General features: G+C 68.7%; 13 protein-coding genes. 3 read left to right on the forward strand and 10 right to left on the reverse strand.

Annotated features, from left to right (window positions below; genetic code table 11):
* Positions 1-31: 31 nt before the first annotated feature.
* The 4 genes from secG to pheA form a co-directional block, all read right to left on the reverse strand.
* Positions 32-493 carry a preprotein translocase subunit SecG gene (gene secG / locus Pla175_RS20105; RefSeq protein WP_145289633.1) on the reverse strand — a complete coding sequence of 154 codons (462 nt, stop codon included), beginning with the start codon at positions 491-493 and terminating at the stop codon, positions 32-34.
* Between the two features lie 86 nt (positions 494-579).
* Positions 580-1344: a triose-phosphate isomerase gene (gene tpiA / locus Pla175_RS20110; protein WP_145289637.1), complete on the reverse strand. Its 765-nt coding sequence runs from the start codon at positions 1342-1344 to the stop codon at positions 580-582.
* Between the two features lie 101 nt (positions 1345-1445).
* Complete coding sequence (gene aroF / locus Pla175_RS20115) at positions 1446-2459, reverse strand: 3-deoxy-7-phosphoheptulonate synthase (protein ID WP_145289640.1); 1014 nt, start codon at positions 2457-2459, stop codon at positions 1446-1448.
* Between the two features lie 64 nt (positions 2460-2523).
* Positions 2524-3606 (reverse strand): prephenate dehydratase, encoded by a 1083-nt coding sequence (gene pheA / locus Pla175_RS20120; RefSeq protein WP_145289643.1) that lies wholly within the window; start codon positions 3604-3606, stop codon positions 2524-2526.
* A gap of 349 nt (positions 3607-3955) precedes the next feature.
* On the opposite strand from pheA, the gene dnaK reads away from it, so the two are divergent.
* Together dnaK and clpB are read left to right on the forward strand one after the other, a co-directional pair.
* Positions 3956-5857 carry a molecular chaperone DnaK gene (gene dnaK / locus Pla175_RS20125; RefSeq protein ID WP_145289646.1) on the forward strand — a complete coding sequence of 634 codons (1902 nt, stop codon included), beginning with the start codon at positions 3956-3958 and terminating at the stop codon, positions 5855-5857.
* A 206-nt stretch (positions 5858-6063) separates the two neighbouring features.
* On the forward strand, positions 6064-8709 hold the full coding sequence (gene clpB / locus Pla175_RS20130; protein ID WP_145289649.1) for an ATP-dependent chaperone ClpB: 2646 nt from the start codon (positions 6064-6066) through the stop codon (positions 8707-8709).
* Positions 8710-8849: 140 nt separating this feature from the next.
* Here clpB and Pla175_RS20135 read toward each other — a convergent pair whose 3' ends face one another.
* From Pla175_RS20135 to Pla175_RS20165, 6 genes are all read right to left on the reverse strand, one after another.
* A complete protein-coding gene (locus tag Pla175_RS20135; RefSeq protein WP_145289652.1) occupies positions 8850-9911 on the reverse strand; it encodes a hypothetical protein in 1062 nt (353 codons plus the stop codon).
* Between the two features lie 229 nt (positions 9912-10140).
* Positions 10141-10878 (reverse strand): DUF2817 domain-containing protein, encoded by a 738-nt coding sequence (locus tag Pla175_RS20140; RefSeq protein ID WP_145289655.1) that lies wholly within the window; start codon positions 10876-10878, stop codon positions 10141-10143.
* A 133-nt stretch (positions 10879-11011) separates the two neighbouring features.
* A complete protein-coding gene (locus Pla175_RS20145; protein WP_145289658.1) occupies positions 11012-11203 on the reverse strand; it encodes a hypothetical protein in 192 nt (63 codons plus the stop codon).
* Between the two features lie 55 nt (positions 11204-11258).
* A complete protein-coding gene (locus Pla175_RS20150; protein WP_145289661.1) occupies positions 11259-11618 on the reverse strand; it encodes a SpoIIAA family protein in 360 nt (119 codons plus the stop codon).
* A 159-nt stretch (positions 11619-11777) separates the two neighbouring features.
* Positions 11778-13574 (reverse strand): protocadherin, encoded by a 1797-nt coding sequence (locus tag Pla175_RS26850; RefSeq protein ID WP_261342788.1) that lies wholly within the window; start codon positions 13572-13574, stop codon positions 11778-11780.
* Positions 13575-13658: 84 nt separating this feature from the next.
* Entirely contained in the window at positions 13659-14624 is a 966-nt protein-coding gene (locus Pla175_RS20165) for a YybH family protein (protein WP_197527017.1), read from the reverse strand.
* Between the two features lie 433 nt (positions 14625-15057).
* On the opposite strand from Pla175_RS20165, the gene Pla175_RS20170 reads away from it, so the two are divergent.
* Complete coding sequence (locus tag Pla175_RS20170) at positions 15058-16236, forward strand: alpha/beta hydrolase (protein WP_145289673.1); 1179 nt, start codon at positions 15058-15060, stop codon at positions 16234-16236.
* The last annotated feature ends 116 nt before the right edge of the window (positions 16237-16352 follow it).

The raw sequence follows: 16352 nt of genomic DNA on the forward strand, positions 1-16352 counted from the left end.
GCTCCTTTGGCGTCAAGAACCCCGCCGCACCTCAAGAACCGGGGGCGGGCTCATCGGCCGGCGTTTCGTCGGTCAGAGCGTCTTGGCCGGCTGGCCGGAGCGCGTCTGCGGCGGCGTCTGTCGCGCCGCCCGCTTCATCGGCTTCGCCCGCTTCAGCTTCGCCCGCTTCAGCTTCGCCTGCTTCAGCTTCGCCTGTATCAGCTTCCGAGTCGGCTTTCCCGGCCGGGGCATGCAGTACATCGGCGCCCCCCAACAGCGGGTCGCCCTGGTGCCCGGCCCAATAGGCGGCGCCGATGCACAGCAGGATCCAGAACGCAGCGGCGTAGATGGTGATCCGCGTGAAGGTGTCGCCGGCCTTGGCGCCGAACGCGCTCGATCCGCCGGGGCCCCCAAGGGCGCCCGCCAAACCGCCCCCACGACCTCGCTGGACCAGCACCAGCAGGATCAAGAAGATGGCGGTTACAGAGAGGAGGATCTGTAGCAGATAGACCATAGCGCGAAGCGGTTGGAATGTGCGGGGCCCGGGTGAAACCCGCGGTGTGGCTTGTTACTCGTTCGGCTGACTACTTACCGGGCGGCCTACTCAGCCGCCGGCGCCGCCGTGGCAATGCCGAGAAAATCGTCCGCTTTCAGGCTGGCGCCCCCGACCAGGGCCCCATCGATGTTCGGCTGCCCGATCAGTTCCGCGGCGTTCCCCGGCTTGACCGAACCGCCGTAGAGGATGCGAACCTTCTCGGCCAATGCAGGACTATAGCGTTCCGAGAGGAGCCTGCGAAGGTCGGCGTGCACCTCTTCGGCCTGCTCGGGGCTGGCGACCTTGCCGGTGCCGATGGCCCAGACCGGCTCGTAGGCGATCACGACGCTGGCCATCTGGTCTTCGCTGACGCCGGCCAGCGAGCCTTCGAACTGGCTAGCGATCACCTCGGCGGTACGCCCCGCCTCGCGTTCTTCCAGCAGTTCGCCCACGCAAACGATCGGCGCCAGGCCGGCGTCCAAGGCTTTGAGCGTCTTTTTCGCCACGTCGGCGTCGGTCTCGCCCAGCACGTGCCGGCGCTCGCTGTGACCCAGGATGACGAACTCGACCCCCAGGTCGGTCAGCATCGAGGTGCTGGTCTCGCCGGTAAACGCCCCGTTGTCTTCGAAGTAGACGTTTTGGGCCCCCAGCGCCACGGGGGTCCCAGATAGGGCCTCGGCGACCGACGCCAGGTAGACCGCGGGGGGGCAGACGAGCAGGTCTACATGCTTGGCCGGGCCCGACTTCTCGGCTACCGCTTTGGCCAGCGCCACGGCGCTGGCGCGGTCGGTGTTCATCTTCCAGTTGCCGGCAATCAGGGGTCTACGCATTGTTTCGTCCGTTGTCAGTGGTTTGTGGCTGGTGGTCCGCTGCCATGGGCCCGCTGAAAGGCGCTCGCGCTTCCAGCGGGCTGCTGACTACGGACCACGGGCTACCAGGTCTTTCCTACCGCTGCCGCCACCTTCTTCATCTGGCCCATCACTTCCGCGTACTGCTCGGGCAGCAACGCTTGGGGACCGTCCGACATGGCCTCCTCGGGGCAGTTGTGCACCTCGATGTGCACCCCGTCGGCGCCCGCCGCCACGGCCGCCAGGGCACAGGCGGGGATCAGCTCCGGCCGGCCCGTCGCGTGGCTGGGGTCGACGATCACCGGCAGGTGCGAGATCTGCTGGATCTGCGGCACCGCGGCGATGTCGAGCATGTTCCGGCAGGCGTTGTCAAAACCCTTCACGCCGCGCTCGCACAGCACCACGTCGGTCGTGCCCTGGGCCACCACGTACTCGGCGCTCATCATCAGGTCCTTCACGGTGGCCGCCATGCCGCGTTTGAGCAGCACCGGCTTGTGCGTCTTGCCGACCTCGGTCAGCAACACAAAGTTCTGCATGTTGCGGGCGCCCAACTGGATCATGTCCGCGTACTCGGCCACCAGCTCTACGTGCCGGGGATCGACCGCTTCGGTCACCACTGGCAGGCCGTGGGCGTCGCCGACGCGGCGCAAGATCTTCAGCCCCTCTTCTCCCAACCCCTGAAACGCGTAGGGGCTGGTGCGCGGCTTGTAGGCGCCGCCGCGGAGCAGGTTCGCGCCGGCCGCCTTGATGGCCGCGGCGATGTCGTTCATCCGCTCTTCGCTCTCGACCGCACAGGGGCCCGCGATCATCCCCAAGTGCCCGCCGCCGATCTTTGTGCCCGCCACGTCGACCACGGTCGGCTGGGGGTGCGCCTCCCGGCTGGCCAGCTTGAACGCCGGCATCACCGGCACCACCTTGGCGACCCCGGGGATCGCGGCCAGCGGCGCCGCGAGGAGCTTCTCTTCGTCGCCGATCACGCCGATCACCGTGCGGTAGGTGCCCTTGCTCAGGTGGGCCTGGAAGCCGAGCGTCTCGACGCGCTTAACGACGTGATCGACCTGCGCTTCGGTCGCGTTTTCACGGAGGATGATGATCACAGCAGGGGGGCCTGACGGTCGGCGGGGGGCGGACGCCCGGTTAGCGGGCGATTTGCCGCAAAGTCTAGCCGATCGGCTCCGCATGTGCATAGGAGCCCAGCACTTCCAGCATCAGGGCCTTCTTCTGCAGGGCCTCGACCGCCCTCCGCACACGCACCTCCGCCTGGTGCCCCACCAGCTCGACAAAAAACAGGTACCGCCCCCGGCTGCCGGGGACCGGGAACGACTCGATCCAGGTCAGGTTCAGCCCCTTGCGCTTGAACACCGCCATCGCGTCGGCCAGGGCGCCCGGCTCGTGGGGGGTCTCGAACATGAGCGCAGTCTTGTCGGCGCCGGTCTTCTCCGCGGGCCGCGGGGCGATGATCGCGAACCGGGTGATGTTGTCCTTCTGGTCCTCAATATCCTCTGCCAGCAGCCGCAGCCCGAGCCGCTGGCCCGCCTGCCGGCTGGCGATGGCGGCCGCGGCGGGGTCCTTGGCCGCCATGGCGGCTGCTTCCGCGGTGCTAGCGACCGGCTGCCCCTGCGCCTGGGGCAGGTGCTGGGCCAGCCAGTTGCGGCACTGGGAGAGGGCCTGCGGCTTGCTGAACACGCGTCGCACGTCTGCCCGCTTGCCGGTCCCCAGCAAACAGTGGTGCACGCGCAGGGGCAGCTCGCCACAGATCCGCACGGGCGAGCGGCTGAAGCACTCCAGCGTGTCGCTGACCCGGCCGTCCGTTGAGTTTTCCATCGGCACGACGCCGTACCCGGCCGCGCCCGACTCCACCTCCTGGAACACCGCGGCGATGGTCGCCACCGGCGTCAGGTCGGCCGCGGCGCCGAACCGGTGGATGGCCGCGATGTGGCTAAACGTGTCCTCGGGCCCCAAGTAGGCGATCCGGCACTGGGGCGACGAGGGCCTGCAGGCCGCGTTCACCTCGCGAAAGACCGCCACGATCCGCTCGGCGCCGAGCCCGCCGGCGAGCTTGGCGGCGTCCTGCAGCGACTTGGCCTCGAGCCGCTCGAGCACCCCACCGCCATCGGCCGCGGCCTGGCGGGTGAGCTCCGCGCGCCTTCCGACCGCCGCGGCAATCTGCCGATCCAGTTCCGCAACCTGACGCCGCACGTCCGGGGGCGCGGCTTCTTCATCGGGCCGACTTTTCTTCGCCATCTGTTCCCCAGCCATTGGCCGTGCGTAAACGGAGCACCAGAAAAGGGTTACTTAGGGTCGCCTGCCAAATTATCAGGTCTGCCGGCAGCGGGGCGGGTCGCATCCGCCGACGGCTGCAACTATGGCAGGCCGCTCCATCGGGCCCGGCAGCCAACCCGCGGCCGCTGGCGAGCCGAAATCCGCTGCAAGCTTCTTCCCTCAAACAGTTTAAGTCAAGCTGGCGCCATTTACAGACTGCCGGCACGGTCTTTGCTCTTTTGGACGCCCGTGGCGCTACGCGCCGCCTGAACCATCCGATTTCCCTGCCGGCCCGACCGGTATGAACTGATAGCGAATCTAGGAGAACACCATGGCCGCCGGCGAAAAAATCATTGGCATCGACTTGGGAACCACCAACTCCGTGGTAGCGGTGATGGAGGGCAAAGAGGCCAAAGTCATCCCCAACCCCGAGGGCAACCGCCTGACCCCCAGCGTGGTCGCCTTTACCGATAAGGGCGAGGTGCTGGTCGGCGAGCCCGCGCGCCGACAGGCCGTCACCAACCCCACCAAGACCGTCTACTCCATCAAGCGGTTCATGGGCCGGCGGCACAACGAGGTCGCCTCCGAAGAGAAGATGGTCCCCTACCAGATCATGGGGGGGCCCGAGGACTACGTCAGCGTCAAGGTCGGCGACCAAGAAACCACGCCTCCAGAGATCTCGGCCAAGGTGCTCCGCAAGCTGAAGGAGTCGGCCGAGTCGTACCTGGGCCACAAGGTCAACAAGGCCGTCATCACCGTGCCGGCGTACTTCAACGACGCCCAGCGGCAGGCCACCAAAGACGCCGGCCAGATCGCCGGCCTCGAGGTGATGCGGATCATCAACGAGCCGACCGCGGCCTCGCTGGCCTACGGCCTCGACAAGAAGAAGCAAGAGACGATCTGCGTCTTCGACCTCGGCGGCGGCACCTTCGACGTGTCGATCCTTGAAGTGGCCGACGGCGTGTTCCGCGTCATCAGCACCAGCGGCGACGGCCACCTGGGGGGCGACGACTTCGACGAGGAGCTGATCAACTACGTCGCGGGTGAGTTCCAGAAGGAACAAGGGATCGACCTGCGCAAGGACACGATGGCCCTGCAGCGCCTGCAAGAGGCGTGCGAGAAGGCCAAGAAAGAGCTCAGCTCGTCGCAGAGCACCGACATCAACCTGCCGTTCATCACCGCCGACGCCAGCGGCCCGAAGCACCTGCAGATGGCCATCAGCCGGGCGCAGTTTGAAAAGCTGGTCGACCCGCTGGTCGAGCGGTGCCGCGGCCCGGTGATGCAGTGCCTGAAGGACGCCAAGCTCGACCCCGCCAAGATCGACGAGGTGGTGCTGGTGGGCGGCTCGACCCGCATCCCGATGGTGCAGGAGATGGTCAAGAAGATCTTCGGCAAGGACCCCCACAAGGGCGTCAACCCGGACGAAGTGGTGGCCATCGGCGCCGCGATCCAGGGTGGCGTGCTGGCCGGCGACGTGCAAGACATCTTGCTGCTGGACGTAACCCCGCTGTCGCTGGGCATCGAGACCCTCGGCGGCGTGATGACTAAGCTCGTGGAGAAGAACACCACCATCCCGGCCGAACGCAAGCAGGTGTTCAGCACCGCGGACGACAGCCAGTCGGCCGTGACCGTGCGGGTGTTCCAGGGCGAACGCGAGATGGCCGCCGACAACCGGCTGCTGGGCCAGTTCAACCTAGAAGACATCCCGCCGGCGCCGCGGGGCGTGCCGCAAATCGAGGTGAAGTTCGACATCGACGCCAACGGCATCCTCAACGTCGGCGCCAAGGACCTGGGCACCGGCAAGGAAGCCACGGTCAAGATCGAGCAATCGTCGGGCCTCAGCGAGGACGAGATCAACCGGATGCGCAAGGACGCCGAGGAGCACGCCGGCGAGGACAAGAAGAAGCGGGAGCTGATCGAGGCCCGCAACCAGGCCGACTCGCTGGCCTACCAGGTCGAGAAGACCATGAAGGAGCAGGGCGACAAGCTGTCGGAGGCCAACAAGGCGCCCATCGAGGCCGCCATCACCAAGGTCCGTGAGACCGCCAAGGGCGAAGACGCCGCCGCCATCAAGGCCGCCGTCGGCGAGCTCGAAGCCGCCAACCGCGCGATGGGCGAGGCGATGTACAAAGCCGCGGCCGACGGCGACGGCGCCACCCCCGGCTCGGCAGAAGCAAAGCCCGGTGATGACGACGACGTGGTGGACGCAGAGTTCGAGGTGAAGGAGGGGTAAGCAAGCAAGCGCTGCGACTCCCCAGAGTTTCCCCAACGCAACGCCACTAGCCGACGGGCTCCGCCCCGTCGGCGCTCTGCGCTGCTACACCCTCCCGAACGCGCCGACCCCTATGTCGGCAGCTACCGGCCGCGCGCTGCGCATCGCTGCACGCCTGCGCCAACGTCTCAACGTCTAACCCCCCAACCTCGAGCCTCTTCCCCCTCATGCCCTTCCGTTTCGACAAGCTGACGATCAAGGCCCAAGAATCCGTGCAGCGCGCCCAGGAGCTCGCAGCCGAGCGGGGCAACCCGCAGATCGAGCCGCTGCACCTGCTGCTGGCGCTTGTCGATGAGACCGACGGCGTCGTCCGGCCGTTGCTGGACAAGCTGGGGGTGAACGCCGGGCAGTTGCGGGGGATCGTGCAGTCGGAGCTTGGCCGCATCGCCACGGTCTCGGGCGGCGCGCCGCCGGCGCCCAGCAAAGAGCTGCAGGCCGTCTTCGACGCCGCGCAGGCCAAAGCGGACGAGATGCGGGACGAGTTCGTCTCCACCGAGCACCTGCTGCTGGGCCTGGCGACCACCAAGGGGAAGGCGAAGGACACGCTGGGGCTCAGCGGCGTCGACGCCAAAGACATCCTCACCGCCCTGCAGAGCGTACGCGGCTCGGCCCGCGTCACCGACCAGGCGCCCGAGGGCAAGTTCCAGGCGCTCGAGAAGTACGGCATCGACCTGGTAGAGCGCGCCCGCCAGGGGAAGCTCGACCCGGTGATCGGGCGCGACCAAGAGATCCGCCGCGTGATCCAGGTGCTCTCGCGCCGCACCAAGAACAACCCGGTGCTAATCGGCGAGCCCGGCGTCGGCAAGACGGCGATCGCCGAGGGGCTGGCGCTGCGCATCGTCGAGGGGGACGTCCCGGAGAGCCTCAAGAACAAACGCGTCGTGGCGCTCGACCTGGGGGCGCTGGTGGCCGGCACCAAGTTCCGCGGCGAGTTCGAGGAGCGTCTCAAGGCGTTGCTGCGCGAGATCCAAGACGCCGGCGGCCAGGTGGTGCTGTTCATCGACGAGCTGCACACCGTGGTCGGCGCCGGCGCCGCCGAGGGGGGCGCCGACGCGGCGAACCTGCTCAAGCCGGCGCTGGCGCGTGGCGAGCTGCGCTGCGTGGGGGCCACCACGCTGGACGAGTACCGCAAGTACATCGAGAAAGACGCGGCGCTCGAGCGCCGCTTCCAGCCCGTCTTCGTCGGCGAGCCCACCGTCGAGGACACCATCGCTATCCTCCGCGGCCTTAAGCCGCGTTACGAAGCGCACCACAAGGGCGTAAAGATCAAGGACTCCGCGCTCGTCGCGGCGGCGGAGCTCTCTTCCCGCTACATCGCGGACCGGCAGCTCCCGGACAAGGCGATCGACCTGGTCGACGAAGCGATGAGCCGCCTAGCGATGGAGCTGCAGAGCGTGCCCACCGAGATCGACCATGTGCAGCGCCGGCTGGTGCAGCTAGAGCTTGCCGCGCGACAATTAGCGGACGAGACCGAAACCCACGCCAAACAGCGGCTGGACGACGTCAACGAAGAAATGGCCAAACTGCGGCACGAGCTGGCCAGCCTCCGCGAGCAGTGGGAGGCCGAGAAGCTGGGCGTGGGGGACGTGGGCGAGGTGCGCGGCAAGCTGGAGGCCGCCAAGCACGCCTACGCGCAGCAGGCGGGCGTCATCAAGGAAAAGCAGTCGGTCGGCGTTCCGATCGACGAGGCCGACTACCAGAAGCTGTACGAGCTGGACCTGGCGCAGCGCAAGCTCGCGACGCGGCTCGACGAGATCGAGGCCAAGCAGTCGGCCGAACCGAAGGAGGGGCCACAGCACAAGAAGCTGCTCCGCCAAGAGGTGGGGCCGGACGAGATCGCCGAGGTCGTCAGCGCTTGGACCGGCGTGCCGGTGACGCGGATGCTAGAAGAAGAGAAGGCCAAGCTGATCGTCCTCGAAGAGCGGCTCCACCAACGCGTGGTCGGCCAGAGCGAGGCGGTCGAGGCGGTCGCCAACGCGGTGCGTCGCAGCCGCAGCGGCCTGCAGGACCCCAACCGGCCCGTTGGCTCTTTCTTGTTCTGCGGGCCCACCGGCGTCGGCAAGACGGAGCTTTGCAAGGCGCTGGCCGAGGTGCTGTTCGACGACGACAAGGCGATGGTCCGGCTCGACATGAGCGAGTTCATGGAGAAGCACACCGTCAGCCGGCTGATCGGCGCCCCCCCCGGGTACGTGGGCTACGACGAGGGGGGCAAGCTCACCGAAGCGGTCCGTCGCCGCCCCTACTCCGTGGTGCTGCTGGACGAGATCGAGAAGGCTCACCGCGACGTGTTCAACGTCCTCCTGCAGGTGCTGGACGACGGCCGTCTGACGGACAACCACGGCCACACCGTCGACTTCACGAACACGATCATCGTGATGACTTCAAACATCGGCAGTCCACTCATCCAGCAAATCTCCCAACAGGGGGGCAGCGAACAGGAAATGAAAGAGGCCGTGGAGGAGTCGCTCGAGTCGCGTTTCCTCCCCGAGTTCCTCAACCGCATCGACGACGTGATCGTCTTCCACCCGCTCCGGCGCGAAGAGATCCGCCGCATCGTCGACCTGCAGATCGACCGGCTGGCGAAGCTGGTCGAGCGTAACGGCCTGAGCCTCGACGTGACCGAGGCCGCCCGTCAGGAGGTGGCCAATCAGGGCTACGACCCCACCTACGGGGCCCGGCCGCTGAAGCGGGTCATCCAGAACGAGCTGCAGAACCCGCTGGCCACCGAGCTGCTCCGGGGCCACTTCCCCGAAGGCGCCGCCGTCAAGATCGACTGGGACGGCGACGCCTTTACGTTCAGCCAGGGAGCGTAGCTGCGTGTCCCCCTCCCCCTTCAGGGGGAGGGGTTAGGGGAGGGGGAGCCTCGGAGAGGCTAATCGCCAAGCGACTAGTTTTCAGCCTCTAAGCCCCCTCCCCCGGCCCCTCCCCCCTGGGGGGAGGGGAGGACCGGTTGCTACTTCGCAGACGATCCGTCCGGCGAGGCCGCCATCCGGGTCGCCGGCGTCGGCGCCTGGCGGGTCAGCGGCAGTTGGGCGGCCGGCTTGAGGGCGGCCACGGCCCGGTCGATCGCCGGCTGCATCAGCACCAGGTCGATCATCACCTCGCGGAACTGGGCCAGCGTCGAGCGCACCCCGCCGAAGTCGGCCAGCAGCTGGCTCATCGACTGCATGACAAACTCGGCGTCGGCCAGCGACTCGGACTCGCCGATCAGTTGCTCGCGGAACCGCGCCAGCGAGTCGAGCCCCGTCCGGCAGTCCTCGATCACGCCCTCGGTGCGGGCGATCTGGCTTTGCAGCGCGTTGAGCTCGGCGAGCGCACGCTGCGTCGCCTCGGCGCCCGAGGTGTGGTAGACCAGGTTCTCTTGCAGCTCGACCAGCGCCGCCGCGCTCTCGATCGCGTCGCCGGTCAGCGGGCCGGCGTCGACAAGCCGATCCGACAACAGGCACAGGTCGTCTAGCACCGGCGCCGCGTCGCGGGCCTGCCCGGCGATCGAGGCCAGCCGCCGCTGCACCATCGCCAGTTGCGCCACGTCGCTGCTGGCCTGCTGGGCCGCCTGACGCGCCTCGTCGATCTCGCCGCCCAGCGCCAGGGCGTCGGCCACCAAGCGGTCGGTCTTCTCGGCCCGGGCGTGCAGGGCGGAAAGCTTGGAGTCGATCGCCGTGAGCCGGGCCAACTGGTCGGCGCCGCGGCTCAGCCGGGCCTGCAAGCGTTCGATCTCATCCAAGGTCACGCCGGCCGCCGCCACCTCGCTCCGCTGCGCCGCGAGGCGCGCCAACAGCGGCGACGTGCCGTCGGGCTTGTCGCTCTCTGTGATCAGGCGGTCGACCCCCCCTTCGAGCCGCACGATCTGCTTCTCGAGCCGCATCAGCCGTTCGTACGCCGGCTGGGTGAGCGCCACGTAGTTGAAGGCGGAAACAAGCACCGCAACGCCGATCAGGGCGGGCAGGCTGGTGGCCCCCGACCGGGGAGCTGCCGAAGGGGTGAGGGCGGGACGCTGGATTGGCGACGTGTCCACAGTCAGATCTCCTATCTGAGCGATTCAAGAATGGGCGCTAGAACAAGCTCCGTTGTTCGCCCAGCTTCCGTCATCGACAAACCCAGCCAGCGGCGCCAGCACTCCCGATAGGTTACCGGTTGTGTCGACCGCGCCCGGGGGGGTCCGCCACGGCGATCCGCTCCCCCCAACCACGCGGCGGCCCCGATCGGCGGCGCGGTCTCCGCCGCTGCGTCAGGCACGGCCTGACCTACGGGGCAGCGCCCTTCACGAACGCCTCCAGCGCCCCCCGGTAGTCGCGCCACAACTTCTCTGGGTCGTCCTCGGCGTGCTCCGGCAGCTCGAGCGTGATAATCGGCACGCCGAGCGTTACGCCGACGTACGAGCCGAGCGAACCGGGGCGGCTGCCGATCTGCTTGACGGGGAGGCGGCCGGCGATGGCCGTGCTGATCGTGTTGGCGAGCGCCTCGGCGGGGCCGTCGTAGTCGACGCACGCGATGGGCTGGTGGATGCTCAGCACCCGCTGCGGGGGGTGCGTACGCAGCAGCCGCATCAGCCCAGCCGACTCCGGCTCCGAGAGGGCCGTCGGGCCGTGCCGGCGGTGCTCCGTGCGGTTGTCGGCCGGGAAGTTGCGGTTGAGGTCGACGCCGTTGGAGTTGAAGCGCTCGCGATTGGCGTAGCCGTCTGGGTTGGCGATTGGCACGACTACCAGACGCCGGCCGGCCAGCGCGTCGGGGTGCTCCGCGAGCCACTGCTCGAACCGCTCCACCAGCGGCGTGCCGGCCGGTTCGCTGCCGTGGATGCTGGCGATCACCAGCGCCGTGTCGGGGCCCGAGCCCCACGCCCGGGCGACGATCGGCCTGTCCGCGACGCTGCGGCCGAGCTCGAGCTCGACGGCCGCGGGCGGGTCGGGCGGTCCGCCGCGGGCGCTGGGCGCGAACGCCAGCACGGTGAACGCCAGCGCCGCCGCCAGTTCATGCTTCTTCATGGCGCGTCGGCGATTAAGTGCCTGCCGGGCAGCGGGATGCACGCCGCTTCCGGAGGGTCGGAAGCGGGGCGGACGTTGACTCTCTGGGCCGTCAGGCACAGCCTGACCTATTAGCCGTCAGGCACGGCCCGACCTACAGCGCGGCTGGCACTTCGGGGCCCGGCGCCTCGCCCGGTATCTCCGACTCGTCCATCGTCATCACGTAGGCGACCATCGCGGCCAGCATCAGCGCCACCGCGATCCACAGCCGCACGTCCTTGTGCGGAGCGCGGCGTTTGGCGCTGTGGGAGTGGGAATCGTGGCCGCCGTGCTGGTGCTTGCTCATACGCTTGGTGGATGGAGAACCGAGAGGGGGAGACGCAGACGCGGCGGGGGGTGGGCTACGCTTCTTCGAGCCACGCCCACGCCTTGTCGGTTTCCGAGGCGTCGAAGTACTGGATCTTGGCCATCGTGAACGGCTTGCAGACGCTTGCCATCCACTTCTCCCACTGCTTGTCGCCGACCAGCGCGATCCGCTCGACACTGTGGCAGTGGGTGGTGGAGAACTTGATGTCGTCCCACAGGGCGTGGGCGTCCCAGCCGTGGAAGTCGTGGAAGGAGGCCAGCAGCCGCACCTTGCCGTGCTCGGCGACCGCCTTGTCGATGATCGGGACGAAGTTGTGGTAGTCCTGGTCGTGCAGACGCTCAGACATCTTGAAACCGAGGACGGCGCCGCTGCTGCGGGGGAGCTCTTCGACCATGATGAAGCTGCCTTTGTGGTGAGGAACGCGCGGCGCGGGGCCGCTGGTTCAGACCCGTAGACCAACCGGGCGGGCCCCCGCCCGGTTCGCACGACCGCGAGTATAGCGTGAGGCCCGCGGGTCGCACTACCGCCGCGGCCGGGGCGACGCGGCTCGGGGCTAGTTGGCGCCGGTCTGGCCCGCGGGTTGGTCGGATTGCTCCGGTTGCTCCAGCCGCACCAGGCTCCACTGCTGGGTCTGGTCGGGGCCGTCGTGCACCAGCATGGTCGACTCGTCCTTGGTGAGGTTGTCGAGCCCGGTGTCGAAGATGATGTTCTTGCGGTTCTCAACCACCCAGCTCACGCGCTGGGTCTGCTTGTTCACCGCGCCGACGATCTTCTGCACGTTGTTGTCGCTGCTGTTGTAGTAATTGCCGCGCAGCACCCCTTCTCGATTGACGGCCATCTGGAAGGTCATCTTGCTAGACGACTGCCCCCCCGGGATCGCCTCGAACACCCCCAGCGGCAGCCAGTCGGCGCTCGACGGGTCGGCGTCGGTCGGCGCGGCGTCGTCGGCGGGCGCCTCGTTGTCCGCGGCCTGCTCGCCGGTTTGCACCAGGTCGGCCGCGGTCTGGTAGTACTGCTGGGCGGTGCCCAGCGACTCGCCGTCTACGTACACCTCGTTGTTGACGTAGGTGATGCCGCTGCCGTAGCTGTAGGGCATCGGGTACCAGTCTGCGGCGAACCAGTTGTTCAGCGCGCCCCACGTAGCGGCGGTCCAGACCCCCGCGGCGTACCCGCGTGGGCGCCAGGCGCCCGGGTAGCGGGCGTACCAGTCGCGACCGAACGCGCCGTAATGGTTGTAGCCGGCACGGACGTAGTTGCCCTGCACCCGTAGGTCGGCCGCGCTGCAATGCCAGGTGCCGACCCCGGCGGCCCCGACCGCGTAGCCGCGGCCGGCAACGGCGCCGTGGGCGTAAACCCCGTCAGAACCACGCACCACCGCCCCCCCCGCTGCGCGGCCCCCGGCCGCGACGCCGTTAGGCCCGGCGGCGAAACCGCGTTCTGCCGCGCCGCCGCGGGCGTACGCGTTGCCCCCCTGCCCCACCACGGCCGAGCCGCCCGCTTCACGCGATCCGCCGGCCACACCGTTGGGGCCGGCCGCTACGCCGCGTTCCGATACGTTGCCGTGGGCGTAGACGTTCCCTTCGGGTCCTTGGACCACGGTCCCCCGGGCGTTGACGCCGCCGGCAGCCGCGCGGTTGGGGCCGACCACGGCGCCCTGGGCGCCGGCCGATCCGTGGGCCACGGTTGCTCCATTCGGCCCTTCGTAGACCCCCCCCGCGGCGCCCTCACGCCCCGCGGCGGCGCCGTTGGGCCCGGCCGCGAAACCCGCCCTGCCGCCGGCGCCCGCTGCGAGGCCAGAGTCGGTGGGGAGCCCGAGGAAGGAATTGAGCCGCGACGACGAAGGCGCCGCGCCGCCGAATCCCCCTTCGCCAAGCCCGCCGCCCTGGCCGCCGGCCCCACGACCGCCAAGACCGGCGGCGTCGCCGCCGGCGCGAGCGCCGCCGCCGAACTCACCGCCGCCGAGCCCGCCGCCACCGCCGCCCAGCTCTCCCCTATCCCCGCCGAATCCCCCCGCGCCCGCTCCGCCGGCTCCTCCAAAGCCTCCGCCACCCAGACCTCCACCACCTCCACCGAATCCACCGCCGAGACCTCCTCCGCCGCCACCGAATCCGCCACCGCCGACACCCCCTCCGCCGCCTCCGAAGCCACCACCGCCCCCTCCGCTAAAGCCGCCCCGGCTGCCGCCGCCGCCGAAGCCGCCACCTCCGCCCCCGCCGAAACCGCCGCCGCCTCCGCCGCCACCGCGGAAGCCCCCCCCGCCGCCGCCGCCAAAGCCGCGGGCGAACGAGAGGTCGACGCCGGAAGTGAGCAACGCCAAGCTAGCAATTGCGACGGTGAGAGAGCGTTTCATGGTGAGGGCCTCGACGGGGTGGCTTGGGAAGTTTGATTGCGGCCGGTTGCCGGGGGAGAACAGGGGGCTAGCGAACGCGCTAGGCTACTTCGGTTTCGCGGCGTCATTCGAGACGCGTTCGATCACAACTTCTTCGGTGTCGCTCAGGGGTTGATTGGCCAACGAGCGATCCACCGACTGCCAGGAGTGAACCTTGTCGTCGGCGTTGTAGAGGATGTTGGTGGCCCGGGTGGGGGCGCCTTGGCCGGTGACGCCGACGGTCCGCACGAGCCAGCGGTCGCCGTCCCGCGACCACACGCCGAAGCCGTGGCCGCCGTCGGTGTTGAAGAACCAAGAGACGAGCTGCCCGGTGAGCGGGTCGCGTCCCACGACCTGCGTCCCGCCGGAGGAGGACCCCTGGTCGGTGCTGAGCGTGGTCTGGCCGAGCAGGAACCTGCCGTCGGCGACTGGGTCGAAGGCGATCTCGATGTGGGTCGACCCCTTGTCGGCGGCCCACCGGCCGGTGAGCCACGCGAGGTCGCTGAGGTTGGCGTTTGCCGGCGCAACGTCGACGGCGGGAGTCTCGCGGACGCTGGCCATCAGCCACTTGCCGTCCTGCTTCGCGTGGGCGGCAACGTACTGCCCCCGCGACGTCGCGCCGGCCGGCTTGGCGAGCAGGAGGGTCGACGACCCGCTCTCGAGCGCCGCGTCGGGGGTGATCTGCTTGACCGACTGCATCACGATCTCGATGCGGGCGCCGGGGTTGGCCGCGAAGAAATCGGCGTACTGTTTCTCGATCGCGTCGCGTCCCACGGTCTGGACGCCCTGCTCGTCAACGTACTCGCCGTCGGCCGTCCACAGGGCGGCGACCCCTTTGGCGTCCTGGCGATTGAACGCGACAACAAACGCCTGCCCCGCGGCGCGGATCGCCGCGGCGGGCGCGTTGGCGTCGGCCGCGGTCATGGTGGAAGGCGCCGCGTCCTGCGCCCACGCCAGGCCCGGGGCGAAAGAAACCGCCAGGGCCAAGAACAACGCGGGCAGCAGCGAGTTTCGCAAACGTTCTGCAGACATGCCGGGTGTGCTCCAACAAAGGTATAAGATGAGAGGTCGATCACCCGTCGGAGAGCCCGCCCAAGCAGCGACCCTAAAGACTATCATCCGATCGGGGCAGAGGCCGTATTGTCGGGCCGAAATCAGCCGCTGTCCAGAACTCCGGCAACCGGACCCGGGGGAACCGCGCAGAAAGCGGCAATAGGCGGCGGGAGCACACCGCGCATGCGGAAGCACCCGTCGGTTGGGCGCGTAGGGAAAACAGGGGTTCTCTTGCGAAAAACGATTGCGAGCAGGATTCCTAGGGGTTAGTATCCGGCTCTGCTCTGCGGCTAGAGGCCGCGCCCGTCGCCCTGCTGGATCGCGATCCTCTTCTGCACCCTCCGTGGCCGGCGGTCGGCCCTAAGAGGCGCGGCAGGCGACCCAGAACCCATCCTCCCGCACCGAGACCCCCATGGCCCTACGCGCTTCGTTCTTGTTCTTGCTGCTGGTGTCGGTCTGCGTTGGCGAGCCGTCGCGGATCGAGGGGCCCGTCACATTTCACAGCGAGGTCTACCCAGACACCACCCGCGAGTACTGGGTGTATGTGCCCGAGGGTTACGACTCCGCCCAACCGGCGTGCGTGCTGGTGGTGCAGGACGGCCTGGGGATGGCCAAGGGCTGGCGGCTGCCCGAGGTGATGGACAAGTTGATCGCGGCGGGCGAGATGCCCAAGACAATCGGCATCTTTGTGAACCCCGGCGTGCTGCCGGGCGGCAAGAAGAACCGCAGCTTCGAGTACGACTCGCCGGGTGGACGCTACGCGCGGATGCTGATCGAAGAGCTGCTGCCCGAAGTCGGCAAGTCGTACAGCTTGTCGGACAACCCCAACGACCGCTGCATCGCCGGCGCCAGCTCGGGCGGGCACTGCGCCCTCAACGCCGCGTGGGAGCGTCCCGACGCGTTCCGGCGGGTGCTGAGCACCATCGGCAGCTTCACCGACCTACGCGGCGGCCACAACCTCGAAGCTCTGGTGCGCAAGACCGAGCCCAAGCCGATCCGCGTTTACTTGGCGGACGGCAGCAATGACTTGAACAACTTTGCCGGCAACTGGTTCTTGGCCAACCAGACGATGCTCAGCTCGCTGGAGTGGGCCGGCTACGACGTCGCCCACGACTGGGGAGACGGCGGGCACAGCCCCGAGCACGGGCGAGCGATCATGCCGCAAGCCATGCGGTGGCTGTGGCGCGACTACCCCCAGCCGATCGCGGCGCGCGAGCGCCAGCCGAGCGAAGACTGCGTGGTGGTGCCGGGCAAGGGTTGGCGGCCCTCCGGCGAGCCGGCGCCCGCTTCGGCCGGCTCGGCGACGGTTGATATCGGCGCGCATCACCCCCAGCTCGCGGTGCAGGCCGCCAGAGGAGAAGAGACGCCCCGCGTCACGGCGATGACCGCCGACCCCCGCGGCTGGACCTACTGCGCTACCGCCGCGGGCATTCAGTACCTCGACAGCGAGGGCCGGCTCCGGCTCTTCATCAATCCTCCGAACCAGAAGCCGATCACTGCGCTGTTCTGGAAGGGGGACAGCTCAACGCTTTGCGCCGTGGCCGGCGGCAAGGTCTACCAGCGCGAGTTACGCTTCCCGCCGGCGCCGTAGGCGGGGCGCCAAGCCAAGACCGGTTTCCTCTCGCAGAGACGCAGAGACGCAGAGATAGAACGGTTCAATCTTCTGGCCGAGACCGTCGCAAAGCCCGGTCCGGTCGAGTGGCGTTC

The sequence above is a fragment of the Pirellulimonas nuda genome, from assembly GCF_007750855.1.
In the GTDB taxonomy this organism is placed as follows: Bacteria; Planctomycetota; Planctomycetia; order Pirellulales; family Lacipirellulaceae; genus Pirellulimonas; species Pirellulimonas nuda.

Bases quoted from the DNA above. Each gene is read 5' to 3' on its own strand.
- secG (WP_145289633.1), bottom strand. From the start codon at position 493: ATGGTCTATCTGCTACAGATCCTCCTCTCTGTAACCGCCATCTTCTTG.
- tpiA (WP_145289637.1), bottom strand. From the start codon at position 1,344: ATGCGTAGACCCCTGATTGCCGGCAACTGGAAGATGAACACCGACCGC.
- pheA (WP_145289643.1), bottom strand. From the start codon at position 3,606: ATGGCGAAGAAAAGTCGGCCCGATGAAGAAGCCGCGCCCCCGGACGTG.
- dnaK (WP_145289646.1), top strand. From the start codon at position 3,956: ATGGCCGCCGGCGAAAAAATCATTGGCATCGACTTGGGAACCACCAAC.
- clpB (WP_145289649.1), top strand. From the start codon at position 6,064: ATGCCCTTCCGTTTCGACAAGCTGACGATCAAGGCCCAAGAATCCGTG.
- Pla175_RS20140 (WP_145289655.1), bottom strand. From the start codon at position 10,878: ATGAAGAAGCATGAACTGGCGGCGGCGCTGGCGTTCACCGTGCTGGCG.
- Pla175_RS20145 (WP_145289658.1), bottom strand. From the start codon at position 11,203: ATGAGCAAGCACCAGCACGGCGGCCACGATTCCCACTCCCACAGCGCC.
- Pla175_RS20150 (WP_145289661.1), bottom strand. From the start codon at position 11,618: ATGGTCGAAGAGCTCCCCCGCAGCAGCGGCGCCGTCCTCGGTTTCAAG.
- Pla175_RS26850 (WP_261342788.1), bottom strand. From the start codon at position 13,574: ATGAAACGCTCTCTCACCGTCGCAATTGCTAGCTTGGCGTTGCTCACT.
- Pla175_RS20165 (WP_197527017.1), bottom strand. From the start codon at position 14,624: ATGTCTGCAGAACGTTTGCGAAACTCGCTGCTGCCCGCGTTGTTCTTG.
- Pla175_RS20170 (WP_145289673.1), top strand. From the start codon at position 15,058: ATGGCCCTACGCGCTTCGTTCTTGTTCTTGCTGCTGGTGTCGGTCTGC.